We start from the raw sequence: 16,091 nt of genomic DNA on the forward strand, positions 1-16,091 counted from the left end.
CCGCACCCTGTGGCGGGCGGCCCGGCTGCTGAGCCGCATCGACGACGCCCTCGACGCCCGTCCGAAGGGAGGCTACTGGCCCGCGGGCTGTCCAACCTGCCGGTCGTCGGCGTGGTCGGTGGCTACGCCGCCGAGCGGGTGGCGCTCCGCCGGGCCGCCGGGCGGGCCGCGGACCTGCTGGAGGGCCCGGTCAGTCCGTGAGGTCGGGAGACCGGCCGGCGGCGAGGTTCGTGAACACCTCACGCGTCGCCGTCGACCGGTTCATGGTGATGAAGTGGATGCCGGGCACGCCCTCGTCCAGCAGCCGCGAGCACAGCTCGGTGGCCACCTCCACCCCGAACGCCCGCACGGCGGCCTTGTCCTCCGGGCGGTCGCCGTCCAGCGCCGCGAAGCGGTCGGCGAGGTCGGCGGGGAACGCCTGGCCGGACAGCTGCACGATGCGGGTGATCTGCCGGACGTCGGTCACCGGCATCACCCCGGCGATCACCGGCACGTCGCAGCCCCGGGCGGCCACCCGGTCGCGCAGCCGCAGGTAGTCCTCGGCGCGGAAGAACATCTGGCTGATCGCGAAGTCGGCCCCGGCCCGGCACTTGGCCACGAACATGTCGATGTCGGAGTCGAGGTCCGGCGAGCGCGGGTGCCGCTCGGGGAAGGCCGCGACGCCCACGGAGAAGTCGCCCATCGAGCGGATCAGCTCGACCAGCTCCGCGGCGTACCGCAGGCCCTCGGGGTGCGGCACCCACTCGGCCTGCGGGTCCGCGCCCGGCGGGTCGCCGCGCAGCGCCAGCAGGTTGCGGACGCCGGCCGCGGCCAGCCGGCTGACCACGTGCCGCAGCTCGGCGACGCTGTGGTCGACGGCGGTCAGGTGCGCCAGCGGGGTCATCGTCGTCTCGGCGGCGATCCGCTCGGTCATCGAGACCGTGCCCTCGCGGGTCGACCCGCCCGCGCCGTAGGTCACCGACACGAAGGAGGGGCGCAGCTGCTCGAGCCGGCGCAGCGCCGTCCAGAGCTGCTCCTCCCCGGCCGTCGTCTTCGGCGGGAAGAACTCGAACGACCAGGTCGGGCGCTCGGTGGCGAGCAGCTCGCGCACGGTCGGGGTCACGGCAGCCCAGGGTACGGGCGCGGGCGGACCCGGCCCGGCGCCGGTCCCCACCGACCGACCCCGCACGGGTGCATCCGGGACCGGACCGGGAGACGAAGAGTCCCGTGACCCGAGACCGACCGAGTGGAGGAACGATGCAGCGGAGCACCCCGGGAGTCCTGCTCGTGCAGCCGTGCCCCACCGGGTTGGGCGATACTGGCCCCATGATCGCCGGGGCGCAGGAGCGCGAGTCCGTCCGCCCCGTGTCCCCGGTGGCCGCCGCCGACCTCGACCGGATCCGCGCCGCCGTGGCCGGCTCGCTCACCGACTTCCTCGACCAGCAGCGCGCCACACTGGCCGGCATGGACCCCAGCCTGGTCCCGGTGGTCGACGAGGTCTGCGCCGTCGCCGAGGGCGGCAAGAAGCTGCGCCCGTCGTTCGCCTACTGGGGCTGGCGCGGCGCCCGGGGTCAGGGACCGGGCGGCGGTGAGGACGAGGACGCCGTGCTCCGCGCCGTCGCCGCGCTGGAGTTCGTGCACGCCAGCGCCCTGGTGCACGACGACGTCATGGACGCCGCCGGCACGCGCCGGGGGCGGCCCACGACGCACATCGGCTTCGCCGACCGGCACACCACGCACAACTTCTCCGGCGACCAGGACCTGTTCGGCGTCGGCGCGGCGATCCTGGTGGGCGACCTGGCGCTGGTGTGGTCCGACGAGATGCTCCGCTGCTCGGGCATCTCCGAGGCGGCGCTGGGCCGCGCCCGCGCCGTCTGGGACACCATGCGCACCGAGGTGACCGCCGGGCAGTACCTCGACCTGCTCCGCGCCGCCGGCGGGCTCCCGGGCCCCGACGGCGCGCTCACCGTCGCCCGCTACAAGAGCGCCGGGTACACCGTGCAGCGCCCGCTGCAGCTGGGCGTGGCCATCGCCGGCGCCGGCCCCGCGGTCGTGGAGGCGTGCGCCGCCATCGGCCTCCCGCTCGGTGAGGCGTTCCAGCTGCGCGACGACCTGCTCGGCGTGTTCGGCGATCCCGAGGTCACCGGCAAGTCCGCCGATGACGACCTGCGCGAGGGCAAGCAGACCCTGCTGGTGGCCCTCGCCGAGGAGGCCGCGGACGACGCCGGCCGGCGCCTGCTGCACCAGCTGCTGGGCAACCCCGACGCCGGCGCCGACGAGTTCGAGGCCCTGCGCGAGCTGCTGGTGTCCACCGGCGCCCGCGACCGGGTGGAGGAGCGCATCACCCGGCGCACCGCCCTCGCCCGGGAGGCCATCGCCGAGGCGCCCATCGCCGACGACGCCCGCGCCGCCCTCGACGCGCTCGCGGTCGCCGCCACCAGCCGCACCGCCTAGATGGGGCTCCGCCAGACGATGCGCCGCGTTCCCGGCCGCACCGACCACGTCGTCGTCGTCGGCGCCGGCCTGGCCGGGCTGGCCGCCGCCCTCCGGCTGCGCGGCGCCGGCCGCGAGGTGACGCTCGTCGAGCGCGCCGCCGGCCCCGGCGGGCGGGCCGGTCGCGTGGAGCAGTCGGGGTACGCCCTAGACACCGGCCCCTCGGTCTTCACCGCTCCCGAGATCGTCGCCGACACCCTGGCCGCGGTGGGCGAGCGGCTCGAGGACCGGCTCCCCCTCCGCCGCCTGGACACCAGCTACCGGGCGCAGTTCGCCGACGGCACCCACCTCGACGTGCACGCCGACCCCGACGCGTTCGCCGCGGAGGTCGCCGCGCTCTGCGGGCCGGTCGAGGCCGACGCCCTGCGCCGGTACCTGGCCGATCTGGCCGAGCTGTACCGGCTGCAGCTGGACACCTTCATCGACCGCAACCTCGACTCCCCGCTGGACCTCCTCGGCCCCGAGCTCGTCGCGCTCGCCCGGCGGGGCGGTTTCGGCCGGCTCTCCCGGCACGTCGGGCGGTACTTCGCCGACGACCGGCTGCGCCGGCTGTTCAGCTTCCAGGCCCTCTACGCCGGGGTCAGCCCGTTCCGGGCGATCGCGGCCTACGCCGTCATCGCCCAGCTCGACATCGGCGCCGGCGTGTGGCATCCGGCCGGCGGGATCGCGGCGGTGCCCCGCGCCCTGGCCGCGGCGGCCGCCGACGCCGGGGTGGCCGTCCGGTACGGCGCGTCGGTGGCCGAGCTGTCGACGTCCGGCAACCGGGTGGACGCCGTGGTCCTGGCCGACGGTGAGCGGCTGCCCGCCGACGCCGTCGTCGTCACCACCGACGCCCCGCACACCCTGGTGCCCGGCCTGCGCGGACCGCGGCGGCCGGTCTACTCGCCCTCCTGCGTCGCCCTGCACCTGGGCGTCCGGGCCGAGCTCCCGGGCCAGGCGCACCACACGATCAGCTTCGGCCACGCCTGGGAGCAGGTGTTCGACGAGCTGACCCGCGACGGCCGCCCCATGAGCGACCCGAGCCTGCTGATCAGCATGCCCTCGGTCACCGACCGGAGCCTGGCGCCCGAGGGCGGCCAGGTGCTGAGCGTGGTGGCGCCGACGCCCAACCTGGACCCGCACAGCGGCGGCAACCCCGAGCTGGACTGGACGGCGCTGGGCCCCCGGTACCGCGAGGAGCTGCTGGCCACGCTGGAGAGCCGCGGGTTCAGCGGGGTCACCGACGCGATCGAGGTGGAGCACATGGACACCCCGCTGAGCTGGGCCGCGCAGGGGATGGCCGCCGGCACCCCGTTCGCGCTGGCGCACACGTTCGGCCAGACCGGGCCGTTCCGCACGCCGACGCTCCCCCGCCGGGGTCCGGAGAACGTGGTGCTGGCCGGCTCCTCGGTGCAGCCCGGGGTCGGCGTCCCGATGGTGCTGATCAGCGGCCGGCTGGCAGCCGAGCGCATCACCGGGCAGGTCCGCCGGTGACCGCCCTGCGGCCCCCGGGCACCCAGGCGCACCGGCAGGAGCGGCTGCGCGCCGCGTACCGGCACTGCGCGGCCATCGCCGCCGAGCACGGCAAGAGCTACCACCTGGCCACGCGCCTGCTCACCCCCGACCGGCGCCCGGCGGTGCACGCGCTCTACGCCGCCGCCCGGGTCGCCGACGACCTGGTGGACGTGCCCGGCGCGGACCCCGAGGGCGACCTGGCGGAGTGGTCCCGCGCCGTCCTCGCCGAGCTGGACACCGGCTGGTCCGACGACCCGGTCCGGCTCGCCCTGGTGCACACCTACCGCCGGTACGACATCCCCGTCGAGCACCTCGTCGACTTCCTGGCCGCGATGACCAGCGACCTGGAGGTCACCGGCTACGCCGACCTGGCCGCGCTGGACCGGTACATGTGGGGCTCGGCGTCGGTGATCGGGCTGCAGGTCCTCCCGGTGCTGGGCACCGCCCCCGGGGTGGCCCGCGAGGAGGCCGCGCCGCACGCGATCGCCCTCGGCGAGGCGTTCCAGCTGACCAACTTCCTCCGCGACGTCGCCGAGGACGCCGACCGCGGGCGGGTCTACCTCCCCGCCGACCTCATGGCCGCGCACGGGGTGACCCGCGAGCAGCTGGTCGAGCGGCGGCACGACGCCCGGTTCGCCGCGCTCATGCGCGAGATGGTTGCGATCGTCCGGCGGCGGTACGACGACGCCGCCCCCGGGACGCCGCTGCTCGCACCGGAGTCCCGTGACTGCGTGCGCGCCGCCACCGACCTCTACGGCGGCATCCTCACCGAGATCGAGCGCGCGGACTACCGGGTGCTGGACGGGCGGGTGTCGGTGTCCAGGCCGCGCCGCCTGGCGGTGTTCGCCCGCCGGTTGACCGCCGCCCAGCTGGCCAGGGTCAGGGTCACCATGGCGAACCCGAAGAGCAGGTCTTCCACCGGCGCGTAGGCGATCCGCGGGCCCCAGATGGTGCCCGGGTCGTAGGTGACGACGTCCAGGCCGGTCAGCACGCCGTTCATCAGCAGCTGGAAGGTGATGACGATCGCGTAGGCGGTCCAGAACACCTTCCGGGTGACCATGCGGGTGCGGTAGACGGCCAGGTCGACGACCAGCACGCCGACGACCGCGAGCACGGCCAGCGCCGAGTAGCTCACCGGCCCACCCGCTCCCCGGGTGGCAGCGCTTCCTCGGCCGGGTACCCGGCGTCCCAGCGGGTCACCTTGCGCACCGCCTCCAGCGCGAGCACCGAGCACAGCGGGACGACGAGGAAGAACAGCACCTCCTCCAGCGGGATCCCCCCGGGCAGCCGGACGTCGAGGGTGCGGGTGGCCGAGTAGTCCCAGTGCCCCTGCGCGATCGCGTAGAGCACCCAGACGACGAAGACCACGAACTCCGGCACGACGGCCACCAACAGCCGCCGCCAGCGGGCGTAGACCCGCACCCCGAGGACCAGCTCCAGCGGCGCGGTGACCAGGAGGCAGCCGGCCAGCAGGGCCAGGTAGGTCAGCTGCTCCACGGAACCGGCTTCCGTCCCCGCCGCACGCCCGGATGCACCCGGCTCAGAGGGCCAGCGCCTGCGCCCGGCGGGTGACCTCGGTGTGCCGGTCGTCCCGGAGCGCCTGCACCGGGGTGCCGGGGAGCGACTCGTCCTCGCGGAACAGCCAGTCGAATGCCTCCTCGTCGCTGAAGCCGCCGTCCTTCAGCACGGTCAGCAGGCCTGGCAGGTGCTTGAGGATCACCCCGTCCTGGACGAATGCCGCGGGGATCTTCCCGTTCCCGCTGCCGGGGACGGCCATCAGCTTCCGGTCGCGCAGCAGCTGCCGGACCCGGTTCGGCGACGTGCCCAGCAGCTGGGCGACCTCGGCGGGGGTGAACGTGTCCATAGGATGCGAGCCTATGGCGACCATCGGACCAGCCGACAGCCCGGTGCCGGGACAGCCGCAGCCCGACGGCGGCGCGGAGGTCGCCGAGGACCCCGGCCTGGAGCCCCCGTACCTCGACCTGGAGGCCCTGGAGGCCCGGTCGCGGGAGCTGCTCCCCCAGCCCACCTACGACTACTACGCCGGTGGCGCGGAGACCGAGACGACCATGCGCGAGGCCACCGCGGCGTGGCGCTCGTGGCGGCTGCGGCCCCGGGTCCTGCGCGGGGTCACCGAGGCGTCCCTGGCCACCGAGCTGCTCGGGGCGGCGGTGGGCACGCCGATCGGCATCGCCCCGTGGGCCTACCAGGCGATGGCCCATCCCGACGGCGAGCTGGCCACCGCCCGCGCCGCCGCGGCCTCGGGCGCGCTCATGACCGTGTCGACCAGCGCCAACAACAGCCTGGAAGAGGTCGCCGAGGCCGCCCCGGGCAGCCCGCGGTGGTTCCAGCTGTACCGGCTGCACTCCGACCGGCACACCGAGGACCTCGCCCGGCGCGCCGGGGACGCCGGCTACCAGGCGCTGGTCCTCACCGTCGACGTCCCGGTGCTCGGCCGCCGCCGCCGCGACATGGGGCACGACTTCGTGCACCGCGCCGGCGTCCGGATGGCCAACCGGCCGCCCGAGGGCGAGGAGCCGACGCTGGACGGCCTGGCCACCGGCACCTGGACCTTCGACGCGATCGCCCGCTTCGGCGAGGTGTCGGGGCTGCCGGTGGTCGTCAAGGGCATCCTCCGGGGCGACGACGCCGTCCGCTGCGTGCAGGCCGGCGCCGCCGCGGTCTGGGTGACCACGCACGGCGGACGCCAGGCCGATCCGTGCGTCGCCAGCGCGCACGCCCTCCCGGAGGTGGTCGACGCGGTGGGCGACGACGCCGAGGTCTACGCCGACGGCGGCATCCGCTCGGGCTCCGACGTGCTCACCGCGCTGGCGCTGGGCGCCTCGGCTGTCTTCCTGGGCCGGCCGATCGCCTGGGGGCTCACGACCGGCGGCGAGCGCGGCGTCGCCGGCGTGATCGACGGGCTGACCGCCGAGCTGGCGCACGCCATGGTCCTCTGCGGGCTGCCCGACGTCCGTGCGCTCCCCCGGGACACCGTGACCCCGGCCGGCGTGATCCGGCGCACCTGACCACGCGCACCAGCCGTACCAGGGGCCTCCCGACCCGCGTGGTTGGGCCCGGGGAACGGCTACCCCTCCTACACTCGGCAGGGTGGACACCGCCGTGACCGACCCCGTGGTCGGCCTCGTTCTCGAGGGGCGCTACCGCCTCGAGGAGCGGCTGGCGCGCGGCGGCATGTCCACGGTCTACGCCGCCACCGACCTGCGGCTGCACAAGACCGTCGCGGTGAAGGTCATGGCCGAGCACCTGGCCCACGACCCCACGTTCGTCGACCGGTTCACCCGCGAGGCGCGGGCCGCGGCCATGCTCAGCCACGTCAACGTGGTGGGCGTCAGCGACCAGGGCAGCGACCAGGGGCTGGTCTTCCTGGTGATGGAGCTGGTGCGCGGCCGCACGCTGCGCGACCTGCTCAGCGCCCGCGGCCGGCTCACCGTCGCCGAGGCCTTCGCCGTCCTCGAGCCGGTGCTGGCCGGGCTCACCGCCGCGCACCGCGCCGGCATCGTGCACCGCGACATCAAGCCCGAGAACGTGCTGATCGGCGTCGACGGCGTGGTGAAGGTGGCCGACTTCGGCCTGGCCCGCGCCGTCGTCGGCACCGGGCAGACCAGCCAGACCGGCGGCGTGCTCATCGGCACGGTCGCCTACCTCTCCCCCGAGCAGCTCGAGCGCGGCCGCGCCGACGCCCGCAGCGACATCTACGCCGCCGGGATCGTGCTGTTCGAGATGCTCACCGGGCACCCGCCCTTCGGCGGCGACACCCCGCTGGCCGTGGCGTACCAGCACGTGCACCACGACGTGCCGGCGCCGTCGGCGGAGGTCCCCGGGCTGCCCTGGCAGGTCGACGAGCTGGTCGCCCGCACCACGCGGCGCGACCCCGCCGGCCGGCCCGTGGACGCCGGGGCGTTCCTCGCCGAGCTCGCCGACGCGCGCCGCGACCTCGGGATCGAGCCGGTGCCCGTGCCGACCGGCCGCAGCGCCGCCCGCCCCGACACGCTGCGCCCCACCAACCGGCCCAGCCGTCCCCGCCACCCCAGCTCGCCGGGCACCCCGCGCACCGAGGTGCTCGGCAACCGCGCCACCCGCAACGGGCAGACCAGCACGCTGCCGGGCATGGGCGCCGGCCCGACCACCGACGTGCACGGCCGCCGGCCCGGCCCGGCCCGGCCGCGCCCGGGGGTCCCCGACCACATCCGCCGGCGCCGCGCCCGGCTCGCGGTGGCCGTCGTGGTGCTGCTGGCCATCACCATCGGCGCCGTCGGCTGGTGGCTGGGCGAGGGCCGCTGGACCGACGTCCCGTCGCTCGTGGGCAAGGAGGAGGCCGCCGCCATCGACCTCCTGCAGAGCGCCGGCCTGGACCCCGACCCGGTGGTCCAGGAGTGGAGCGAGACCGTCCCCGACGGGGTGGTCATCTCCACCGACCCGGCCCGAGGCGAGTTCATCCGCGGCACCGACGTGCGCGTCGTCGTCTCCAAGGGCCAGGAGCGGTACACGATCCCGCCGGAGCTGGTCGGCCGGCCCATCGACGAGGTCGAGGCGACCATCCAGAACGACGTCCCGGTGCAGCTCACCCGGGCCGAGGAGTACGACGACGACGTCCCGGCCGGGTCGGTCGTCCGGTTCGACCCGCCGGCCGGCGCCGACCTCAAGCGCGACCAGGTGGTCACCGCGTTCGTCAGCCAGGGCCGCGCCCCCGTGGCGGTGCCCGACGTCACCGGCCAGACGCCGGAGCAGGCGACCAGCAACCTGCAGTCGCAGGGCTTCCTCGTCGAGCGGATCGAGGACGGCCGCAGCGACGCCGTCGACGTCGGCGAGGTCATGGCCGTCGACCCCGGCCCGGCGGCCGGCCCGGTGCCCTTCGGCAGCACGGTCCGCATCCAGGTCTCCGCCGGCGTCCCGCTGGTCGCCGTGCCCGACGTCGTCGGCAAGTCCGGTGACGAGGCGACCGCGATCCTGCAGGCCGCGGGCCTCCAGGTGGAGGCCACCCGCTTCTTCGGCAACAGCGTCCTGCGGCAGAGCCCGGCGGCCGGGGAGACGGTCGAGCGCGGCACGCCGGTCACCATCCTGCTCAGCTTCGGATAGGCAGCCCTCCCCCGTGACGAACACCTCCCCCGGTGTGCCGCCCGTCGGCGCGCACATCCAGATCAAGGGCGGCCTGGCCAAGGGCGGGCTCGCCTACACCGACGCCGTCGGCGCCCGCGCGGTGCAGGTCTTCGTGGGCAACCCGCGCGGCTGGAAGCTGACCGACGGCGACCCCGAGCAGGACGCGCTGTTCACCGCCGGCTGCACCGAGCGCGGCGTGCCGTCGTTCATCCACACGCCGTTCCTGGTGAACGTCGGCTCGCCCACCGAGGCGACCGTCGGGCAGTCGGTCGCCTCGATCGCGCACAACCTGCGCCGCGGCGCCCAGCTGGGCTGCCAGGGCGTCGTCGTGCACGCCGGGTCGGCCGTCGGCGAGGACCGGTACGAGGCGGCCCTGCGCCAGCTGCGCGAACGGCTGCTGCCGGTGCTCGAGGCGGCCGACCCCGCCGGGCCCCGGCTGCTGATCGAGCCCACCGCGGGCGGCGGCAAGGCGCTGGCCGCCACGGTCGAGGACCTCGGCCCGTACTTCGCCGCGCTGGAGCACCACCCGCTGCTCGGCGTCTGCTTCGACACCTGCCACGCCTGGGCCGCCGGGCACGACCTCGCCGTCCCGGGCGGGATGGCCGCGACCCTGGATGCCCTGGAGGCCACCGTGGGCGCCGGCCGGCTGGGGCTGGTGCACGTCAACGACTCCCTCGACGAGTGCGGCTCCAAGCGCGACCGGCACACGACCATCGGCACGGGCACCATCGGGGCGGGGCCCTACGGCACCGGCCCGTTCGCCGAGCTCGTGCGGCACCGCACCACCGCCGGCGTCCCGATGGTCGTGGAGACCCCCAGCCTGCGCGACGGCGACCCGTGCGGCGGCCACGCCGCCGACATCAAGCTGCTGAACTCGCTGATCGGCGACCCAGCGGCCGGCTGAGCCGCCGGGTCCGATGACTCACCCGACGCGGATGTGGATCACGGCGACGTCGTCGGCGAGCCGGGCGGTGACGCGCCAGCAACCCGCGGTCGGCAGGTGCACCCCGGTGGGCAGGAACCCCGGGAGACCTGCGGCCGTCGGCGCCGGCTCGGCCCGGCCCCGGGCATCGCCGTCCGTGGATCGGACCTCGATCTCCGGCTGGGCATCCGCTCCTACCCAGACGCCGAGCTTGACGTAGAACTCGTCGCGGCGCCGTTCGGCGGCGTCTCCCCAGGTGCCCTCCACCGGCACGAGGACGAACAGCCGGCCCGTGCCGACGACCTGCGGATCGCCGGCCCCGCCCAGCTGCTCGACGAGCTCGGCCGGTGGATCGTCGGCCAGCCGGGGCGTGGTGTCGCAGTCGGCCGTGCCGGCCGAGGTCGTCGACGGGGTTGTCGCGATCGCGGGCTCGCCGGCCGATCCGCACCCGGCTGTCACCCCGGCTGCGACCCAGAGGAGCACGACCGGCGCACGGAGCATCCGGATCACACGGCCACTCCCCCTGGTCCACACCCGGCTCAGCGGCCGAGCAGCTCCGCGAGGACGTCGCCGGCCCGATCGACGGCGGCCCGATCGACGTCCAGGTGGGTGACCAGGCGGATCCGCGAGGCGCTCACCTGGCTGACCAGCACACCGCGGGCCTTGGCCGCCTCGGCGACCATCGGCGCCTCGACGCCCTCGAGCACCACCATGTTGGTCTCGACCGTCGCCGGGTCGACCCCGAGCCGCTTGGCCAGCAGCCGCGCGTGCTCGTGGTCCTCCCCCAGCCGCGGCAGGTGGTGGTCCAGCGCGTAGGTGCAGGCCGCCGCCAGGACGCCGACCTGCCGCATGCCGCCGCCCAGCCGCTTCCGCCACAGCCGCGCGGTCGCGATCCGCTCCGCCGAGGCGACCAGCACCGAGCCGACCGGCGTCCCGAGGCCCTTGGAGAAGCAGACCGACGCGGTGTCGGCCAGCCCGCCGTAGGTGGACAGCGGCACGCCGGAGGAGGCGTGCGCGTTCCAGATGCGGGCCCCGTCGAGGTGGACGGCGACATCCGCCGTGCGCGACCAGTCCCACAGCTGCTGCAGCTGGTCCAGCGGCTGCACCAGGCCACCGCCGCGGTTGTGCGAGTTCTCCACCGCGATCGCGGCCGTGGCGGTCAGGTGCCAGTTGTCCTTCGGCCGCACCTGCTCGATCAGCTGCTGCGCGTCCAGCCGGCCATGCCCTCTCCCACCATCCCGCCCCGACAGCCCCGAGACGACCGTGCGCGTGGAGATCCCGAAGATGGCCGCCGCGGCGCCCATCTCGTAGGTGACGACGTGCGCGTCGGCGTCGCAGAGGACCTCCTGGCCCGGCTCGCAGACCAGGCGCATGCCGATCTGGTTGCCCATCGTCCCCGACGGCACGAACATCGCGGCCTCGTGGCCGAACAGCTCCGCGGTCCGCTCCTCCAGGGCCCGGACGGTGGGGTCCTCGACGTAGACGTCGTCGCCGACCTCGGCCTCGGCCATGGCCCGGCGCATGCCGGGGGTGGGCCTGGTGACCGTGTCGGACCGGAGGTCGATCAGGTCGGCGGCGTCGCTCATCCCCGCAGCATCTCCGCGACGAGGAAGGCCAGCTCCAGCGACTGCCCGGTGTTCAGGCGCGGGTCGCAGGCGGTCTCGTACCGGCTGTTGAGGTCCTCGTCGCTGATCTCCATGGCGCCGCCGAGGCACTCCGTGACGTCCTCACCGGTCAGCTCGACGTGGATCCCGCCCGGCCAGGTGCCCAGCGCCCGGTGGACGTCGAAGAAGCCGAGCACCTCGTCGACGACGCGGTCGAAGTGCCGGGTCTTGTAGCCGGTCGGCGACTCGTGGGTGTTGCCGTGCATCGGGTCGCACTGCCACACCACCTGGTGGCCGGAGGCGGTGACCTTCTCGACGATGCCGGGGAGGACGTCGCGGATCTTGCCGTTGCCCATGCGGCTGATCAGGGTCAGCTTGCCGGGGACGCCGTCGGGGTCCAGCCGCTCGACCAGCTCGGTGGCCTGCTCCGGCGTCGTCGTCGGGCCGATCTTCACGCCGATCGGGTTGGCCAGCTTCGAGACGAACTCGATGTGCGCGCCGTCCATCTGCCGGGTCCGCTCCCCCACCCACACGAAGTGGGCCGACAGGGCGTAGGGGCGGCCCTCGTGCATGCGCAGCAGCGCGCGCTCGTAGTCGAGGATCAGCGCCTCGTGCGAGTTGAACAGCTCCACGCCGCGCAGTGCGTCGGACTCGATGCCACAGGCCCGCATGAACGCCAGCGCGCGGTCGATCTCCCGGGCGATCACCTCGTAGCGCACGCCGGCCGGGGAGCTCGCGACGAAGTCGCGGTTCCAGTCGTGGACGGCGTGCAGGTCGGCGAGGCCGCCGCGGGCGTAGGCCCGGATCATGTTCATCGCGGCCGCGGAGTTCGCGTACGCCCGCACCAGCCGGTTCGGGTCGGGGATCCGCTTCTCCAGCACCGGCTCCAGCGAGTTCACCATGTCGCCGCGGTAGGACGGCAGGCCCAGGGCGTCGGTGTCCGACGAGCGCGGCTTGGCGTACTGCCCGGCCACCCGGCCGACCTTGACCACCGGCACGCTCGCGCCGTAGGTGAGGACGACGGCCATCTGCAGCATCGTCCGCGTGGTGGCCTGCAGGTGCGGCTCGGTGTTGAGGTCGAAGGTCTCGGCGCAGTCACCGCCCTGCAGCAGGAACGCCTTGCCCTGGGCGACGTCGGCCAGCTGCGCGCGCAGCGTGTCGACCTCGCTGGGGGCGACGATCGGCGGCACCGTGGACAGCGTCTCCAGCACAGCGTCGAGGGCGGCCCGGTCGGGCCACCGCGGCTGCTGGGCGGCGGGCAGCTCCCGCCACCTGTCCAGGCCGGGCACCGTCGGGACCGATTCGGGGAGACTCACACCGCTCAGGGTACGGGCGACCGTCGTCCCGCTCGACGAGAGCGCCGTCCCATTCCCGCTGTGCGGGCCCCGCGGCCGGCACCGGCCGCGCCCCGGCGGTCCACCGGGCCCGGAGCCGCACCGCGCCCGCGGCCGGCCGGCGGGGCGGTCGCCGGCACGGGAAATGGTCGGCGACGACAATTCTGTGGTGGCCCACCGAATGGCCCCAACGCGAATGGCGCAGGCATTCCCGGACAGGTCTGAGGACGCCGGATGGCCCGGGATCCCGCGGCATCTGCTCCGACCGGTGGCCCCTCTCGACCAATTCCGGAGCTGTAGCGAGTACACACCACCGGTCCCACCAGTCACATTCGATGACGAAGAAATCACGAGCGGCCATTCCGGTGCGGCATCGGCTCCGGCGTGCCGAGACAGGGAACGGAGGTGGCACGTGGCCACCACTGATGACCGGAAGGCCGATGATGCGCAGGACGACCCCGCCCCCCTGGGCCCGCCCTTCCTCCTGGGGCATCCGCGCCAAGGTGGTGGCGCTGGCGGTGAGCAGCGTCGTGGTTACCGGCGTCGCGATGGGTGGCGTCAGCGCCTGGCAGAGCAGCGACTTCGCCGACGCCGCCGCCCGTGACATGGACGCCCTGGTGGCCGAGGACATCAGCCGCGCCGCCCGTGGCGCCTACGACCTCGTCTCCACCCAGGGCGCCTCGACGGCGATGAAGGTCGACTACGACCTCAACGCGGCCCGGTACGTCCTGCAGCAGTCCGGCGGCTTCGCGATCGACGGATCCGGGAAGGACCCGGTCGCCTGGGACGCCAAGAACCAGATGACCGGAGAGGTCACCCCGGTGCTGCTGCCGCGGGTGCTGATCGGCGGCCAGTGGCTGGGCCAGAACAGCGACGCCGCCGTCCCCACCCCCGTGGTCGACCCGATCATGCAGATGGTCGGCGCCACCGTGACGATCTTCCAGAAGACCCCCGAGGGCAACTTCCTCCGCGTGGCGACGAACGTGCAGGCCGCCAACGGGTCCCGCGCCATCGGCACGTACATCCCGGCCGTCAACCCCGACGGCAAGCCCAACCCGGTCGCCGCCGCCGTGAGCAACGGGCAGACCTTCCGCGGCAACGCCTTCGTGGTGGACTCCTGGCTGGTGTCGGCCTACGAGCCGATCCTCGGCCCCGCCGGTGACGTGATCGGCGTCCTCTACGTCGGCGTGAAGCAGACCAACCTGCCCGCCCTCCGCCAGGGCCTCGAGGCGACCACCATCGGCGAGAACGGCCACATCGAGGTCTACGGCGGGACCGGCGACCGCGCCGGCACCGTGCTGATCAGCCCCGACGGCGCCCGTGACGGCGAGCAGCTGCTCGAGGCGACCGACGCCGACGGCGACCCCTACGTGCAGCAGATCGTCGACGCCGCGGTGCAGCTCGGGGAGGGCGAGCAGGCCACCGTGCGCTACGTCGACCCCGAGGCCGGCCCGACGACCGCGCGGGTCTCCTACTACGCGCCGTGGGACTGGGTGATCACCGCCGTCACCCGGGACGCCGACTTCGCCGGCGCCAAGGACGCGCTGGACGAGGGCCGGACCGCGATGGTCTGGGCCCTGGTGCTCGCCGCCGTCGTGATCGCCGTGCTGGGTGGGCTGATCGCGCTCTGGGTCGGCCGCCGACTGACCCAGCCGCTGGTCTGCCTGCGCGACCGCATGGCCGAGATCGCCGACGGCGAGGGCGACCTGACCCAGCGCATGGACGACTCTCGCGACGACGAGGTCGGCCAGCTGTCCGGGGCGTTCAACCGCTTCGTGGACAAAGTCGCCGGCACCGTCCGCGACATCCACCGGTGCGCCCAGCAGGTCGCCGGCTCCGCCGCCGGTGTCTCGACCGTCGCCGACGGCCTCGCCACGCGGGCCGCCCGCAGCCGTGACCAGGCGCAGGGCGCGCACGGCGTCGCCGCCGAGATCAGCAGCAGCGTCTCCTCGGCCGCGGCCGGCGCCGAGGAGATGGGCGCCTCGATCACCGAGATCGCCCGCAGCGCCGCCGAGGCGGCCGAGGTCGGCCGCATGGCCGCCTCGCTGGCGGAGCAGACCGAGACGACCATCGCCGCGCTCGGCGCCAGCTCGGCGGAGATCGGCGACGTCGTCAAGGTGATCTCCGGGGTCGCGGAGCAGACCAACCTGCTGGCCCTCAACGCCACCATCGAGGCCGCGCGGGCCGGCGACGCGGGCAAGGGCTTCGCCGTCGTCGCCAACGAGGTCAAGGAGCTGGCCCAGGAGGCGGCCAAGGCCAGCGAGGAGATCGCGCAGCGGGTCCAGGGCATCCAGTCCGAGACCACCGCCGCCGTCGGGTCGATCTCCCGGATCGCCGAGGTGGTCCGATCGATCAACGACCACCAGACGACGATCGCCAGCGCCGTGGAGGAGCAGACCGCCACCACCCGTGAGCTGACCCGCAGCGTGGCCACGGCCGCCGAGGGCGCCGGCACGGTGACCACCACGCTGACCACGGTCAGCCGGGACGCCGACGACAGCGCCGCCGACGTGGAGCGGGCCCGGGCCGCCGCGCAGGAGCTCGACGCCCTGTCCCGCGAGCTGAACCGCCTGCTGGGGGTCTTCACCGTCTGAGCACTCCCGTGCACGCACGAGAGCCCCTCTCCCGGAACCGGGAGGGGGGCTCTCGCGCACCGGGGCGACGTCGGCCGCCCCGGACGTCAGGGCATGGCGGGGACGTCAACGCATGGCGGGGACCGGGAGCCCCATGAGCCGCAGCAGCCGGCACACCGGCGGGGAGGCGGCCACCAGGACGACGTCCGCGCCGAGGGCCGGCGCCAGGCCGTGCGAGTCGACGAAGGACACCCCGGACAGGTCGACGGCGACGACCCCCGAGTGGGTCTCGCGCACGTGGCTCAGGACCGCATCGAGCAGCTCCCGGCCGAGGACGTCCAGCTCACCGGAGGCGGCGACCACCGGCCGGTCGCCGTCGCGCCGCACCTCGACCGACAGCGCCGTGGCATCTGCACCGGGCACCCGGCCAGCGTGCGGCAGCGGGCCGGTCCGGCGCCGTCGGCGGGCGGGGTCCGGCCGGCGCGAGGGCGCGGCGGCGGAGCGGTCACGGAACGGCGGGAGCGGGTGGGCGGGCCGTGTCATGCTCCGACGCTAGGTGGGATTCCGCGCC

Annotated in this window: 14 protein-coding genes and 1 pseudogene; 7 read left to right on the top strand and 8 right to left on the bottom strand. The window is 74.9% G+C overall.

The annotated features are described in order from the left end of the window. Positions 1-190 precede the first annotated feature (190 nt). On the bottom strand, positions 191-1,102 hold the full coding sequence (metF, locus tag BD833_RS07400) for a methylenetetrahydrofolate reductase [NAD(P)H] (protein ID WP_166532500.1): 912 nt from the start codon (positions 1,100-1,102) through the stop codon (positions 191-193). Between the two features lie 203 nt (positions 1,103-1,305). Here metF and BD833_RS07405 point away from each other — a divergent pair, with 203 nt between their 5' ends. The 3 genes from BD833_RS07405 to BD833_RS07415 are packed head-to-tail and all read left to right on the top strand — an operon-like array spanning position 1,306 to position 4,895. After that, the gene (locus BD833_RS07405; RefSeq protein ID WP_208092412.1) at positions 1,306-2,433 is read left to right on the top strand and encodes a polyprenyl synthetase family protein; all 1,128 of its coding nucleotides are present in this window, start codon (positions 1,306-1,308) and stop codon (positions 2,431-2,433) included. Continuing rightward, entirely contained in the window at positions 2,434-3,945 is a 1,512-nt protein-coding gene (crtI, locus tag BD833_RS07410) for a phytoene desaturase family protein (protein ID WP_243737513.1), read from the top strand. Continuing rightward, on the top strand, positions 3,942-4,895 hold the full coding sequence (locus BD833_RS07415; RefSeq protein ID WP_208092413.1) for a phytoene/squalene synthase family protein: 954 nt from the start codon (positions 3,942-3,944) through the stop codon (positions 4,893-4,895). The genes crtI and BD833_RS07415 overlap by 4 nt, the downstream gene beginning before the upstream one ends. On the opposite strand, the pseudogene BD833_RS23395 reads toward BD833_RS07415, so the two are convergent. The 3 genes and pseudogenes from BD833_RS23395 to BD833_RS07430 form a co-directional block, all read right to left on the bottom strand. Continuing rightward, positions 4,892-5,200: pseudogene (locus BD833_RS23395) on the bottom strand (hypothetical protein); the annotation flags it as partial. The gene BD833_RS07415 and the pseudogene BD833_RS23395 sit on opposite strands and share 4 nt — an antisense overlap. Further along, on the bottom strand, positions 5,098-5,463 hold the full coding sequence (locus BD833_RS07425; protein WP_166532502.1) for a lycopene cyclase domain-containing protein: 366 nt from the start codon (positions 5,461-5,463) through the stop codon (positions 5,098-5,100). The pseudogene BD833_RS23395 and the gene BD833_RS07425, both read right to left, overlap by 103 nt. 43 nt (positions 5,464-5,506) lie before the next feature. After that, positions 5,507-5,830, bottom strand: a complete 324-nt coding sequence (locus BD833_RS07430; RefSeq protein ID WP_166532503.1) for an Rv2175c family DNA-binding protein — start codon at positions 5,828-5,830, stop codon at positions 5,507-5,509. Positions 5,831-5,843: 13 nt separating this feature from the next. Between BD833_RS07430 and BD833_RS07435 the strand changes: the two genes are divergently transcribed. The 3 genes from BD833_RS07435 (at position 5,844) to BD833_RS07445 (ending at position 9,991) form a co-directional block, all read left to right on the top strand. Beyond that, positions 5,844-6,995 carry an alpha-hydroxy acid oxidase gene (locus BD833_RS07435; protein ID WP_166532504.1) on the top strand — a complete coding sequence of 384 codons (1,152 nt, stop codon included), beginning with the start codon at positions 5,844-5,846 and terminating at the stop codon, positions 6,993-6,995. 82 nt (positions 6,996-7,077) lie between these two features. After that, complete coding sequence (gene pknB, locus BD833_RS07440) at positions 7,078-9,066, top strand: Stk1 family PASTA domain-containing Ser/Thr kinase (protein ID WP_166532505.1); 1,989 nt, start codon at positions 7,078-7,080, stop codon at positions 9,064-9,066. Between the two features lie 13 nt (positions 9,067-9,079). Next, positions 9,080-9,991, top strand: coding sequence for a deoxyribonuclease IV (locus BD833_RS07445; RefSeq protein ID WP_243737514.1), 912 nt, complete (start codon positions 9,080-9,082; stop codon positions 9,989-9,991). 18 nt (positions 9,992-10,009) lie between these two features. Here the strand turns inward: BD833_RS07445 and BD833_RS07450 are convergent, their stop codons facing one another. From BD833_RS07450 to BD833_RS07460, 3 genes are read right to left on the bottom strand one after another with little or no spacing between them, the layout of a single operon-like run. Continuing rightward, positions 10,010-10,519, bottom strand: a complete 510-nt coding sequence (locus BD833_RS07450; RefSeq protein ID WP_166532506.1) for a hypothetical protein — start codon at positions 10,517-10,519, stop codon at positions 10,010-10,012. A gap of 29 nt (positions 10,520-10,548) precedes the next feature. Continuing rightward, on the bottom strand, positions 10,549-11,595 hold the full coding sequence (locus tag BD833_RS07455) for a threonine aldolase family protein (RefSeq protein ID WP_166532507.1): 1,047 nt from the start codon (positions 11,593-11,595) through the stop codon (positions 10,549-10,551). Continuing rightward, on the bottom strand, positions 11,592-12,929 hold the full coding sequence (locus BD833_RS07460) for a class II 3-deoxy-7-phosphoheptulonate synthase (RefSeq protein ID WP_166532508.1): 1,338 nt from the start codon (positions 12,927-12,929) through the stop codon (positions 11,592-11,594). The genes BD833_RS07455 and BD833_RS07460 overlap by 4 nt, the downstream gene beginning before the upstream one ends. 458 nt (positions 12,930-13,387) lie before the next feature. Between BD833_RS07460 and BD833_RS07465 the strand changes: the two genes are divergently transcribed. Continuing rightward, complete coding sequence (locus tag BD833_RS07465; protein ID WP_243737515.1) at positions 13,388-15,541, top strand: methyl-accepting chemotaxis protein; 2,154 nt, start codon at positions 13,388-13,390, stop codon at positions 15,539-15,541. Positions 15,542-15,646: 105 nt separating this feature from the next. Here the strand turns inward: BD833_RS07465 and BD833_RS07470 are convergent, their stop codons facing one another. Beyond that, positions 15,647-15,943, bottom strand: a complete 297-nt coding sequence (locus BD833_RS07470) for an STAS domain-containing protein (RefSeq protein ID WP_166532509.1) — start codon at positions 15,941-15,943, stop codon at positions 15,647-15,649. Positions 15,944-16,091: the final 148 nt, after the last annotated feature.

Source organism: Blastococcus xanthinilyticus, from assembly GCF_008124835.1.
Taxonomy (GTDB): domain Bacteria; phylum Actinomycetota; class Actinomycetes; order Mycobacteriales; family Geodermatophilaceae; genus Blastococcus; species Blastococcus xanthinilyticus.

Coding starts and splice junctions, on each gene's coding strand:
- BD833_RS07405 (WP_208092412.1), top strand. CDS start 1,306: ATGATCGCCGGGGCGCAGGAGCGCGAGTCCGTCCGCCCCGTGTCCCCG.
- BD833_RS07455 (WP_166532507.1), bottom strand. CDS start 11,595: ATGAGCGACGCCGCCGACCTGATCGACCTCCGGTCCGACACGGTCACC.
- BD833_RS07435 (WP_166532504.1), top strand. CDS start 5,844: ATGGCGACCATCGGACCAGCCGACAGCCCGGTGCCGGGACAGCCGCAG.
- BD833_RS07465 (WP_243737515.1), top strand. CDS start 13,388: ATGATGCGCAGGACGACCCCGCCCCCCTGGGCCCGCCCTTCCTCCTGG.
- BD833_RS07430 (WP_166532503.1), bottom strand. CDS start 5,830: ATGGACACGTTCACCCCCGCCGAGGTCGCCCAGCTGCTGGGCACGTCG.
- crtI (WP_243737513.1), top strand. CDS start 2,434: ATGGGGCTCCGCCAGACGATGCGCCGCGTTCCCGGCCGCACCGACCAC.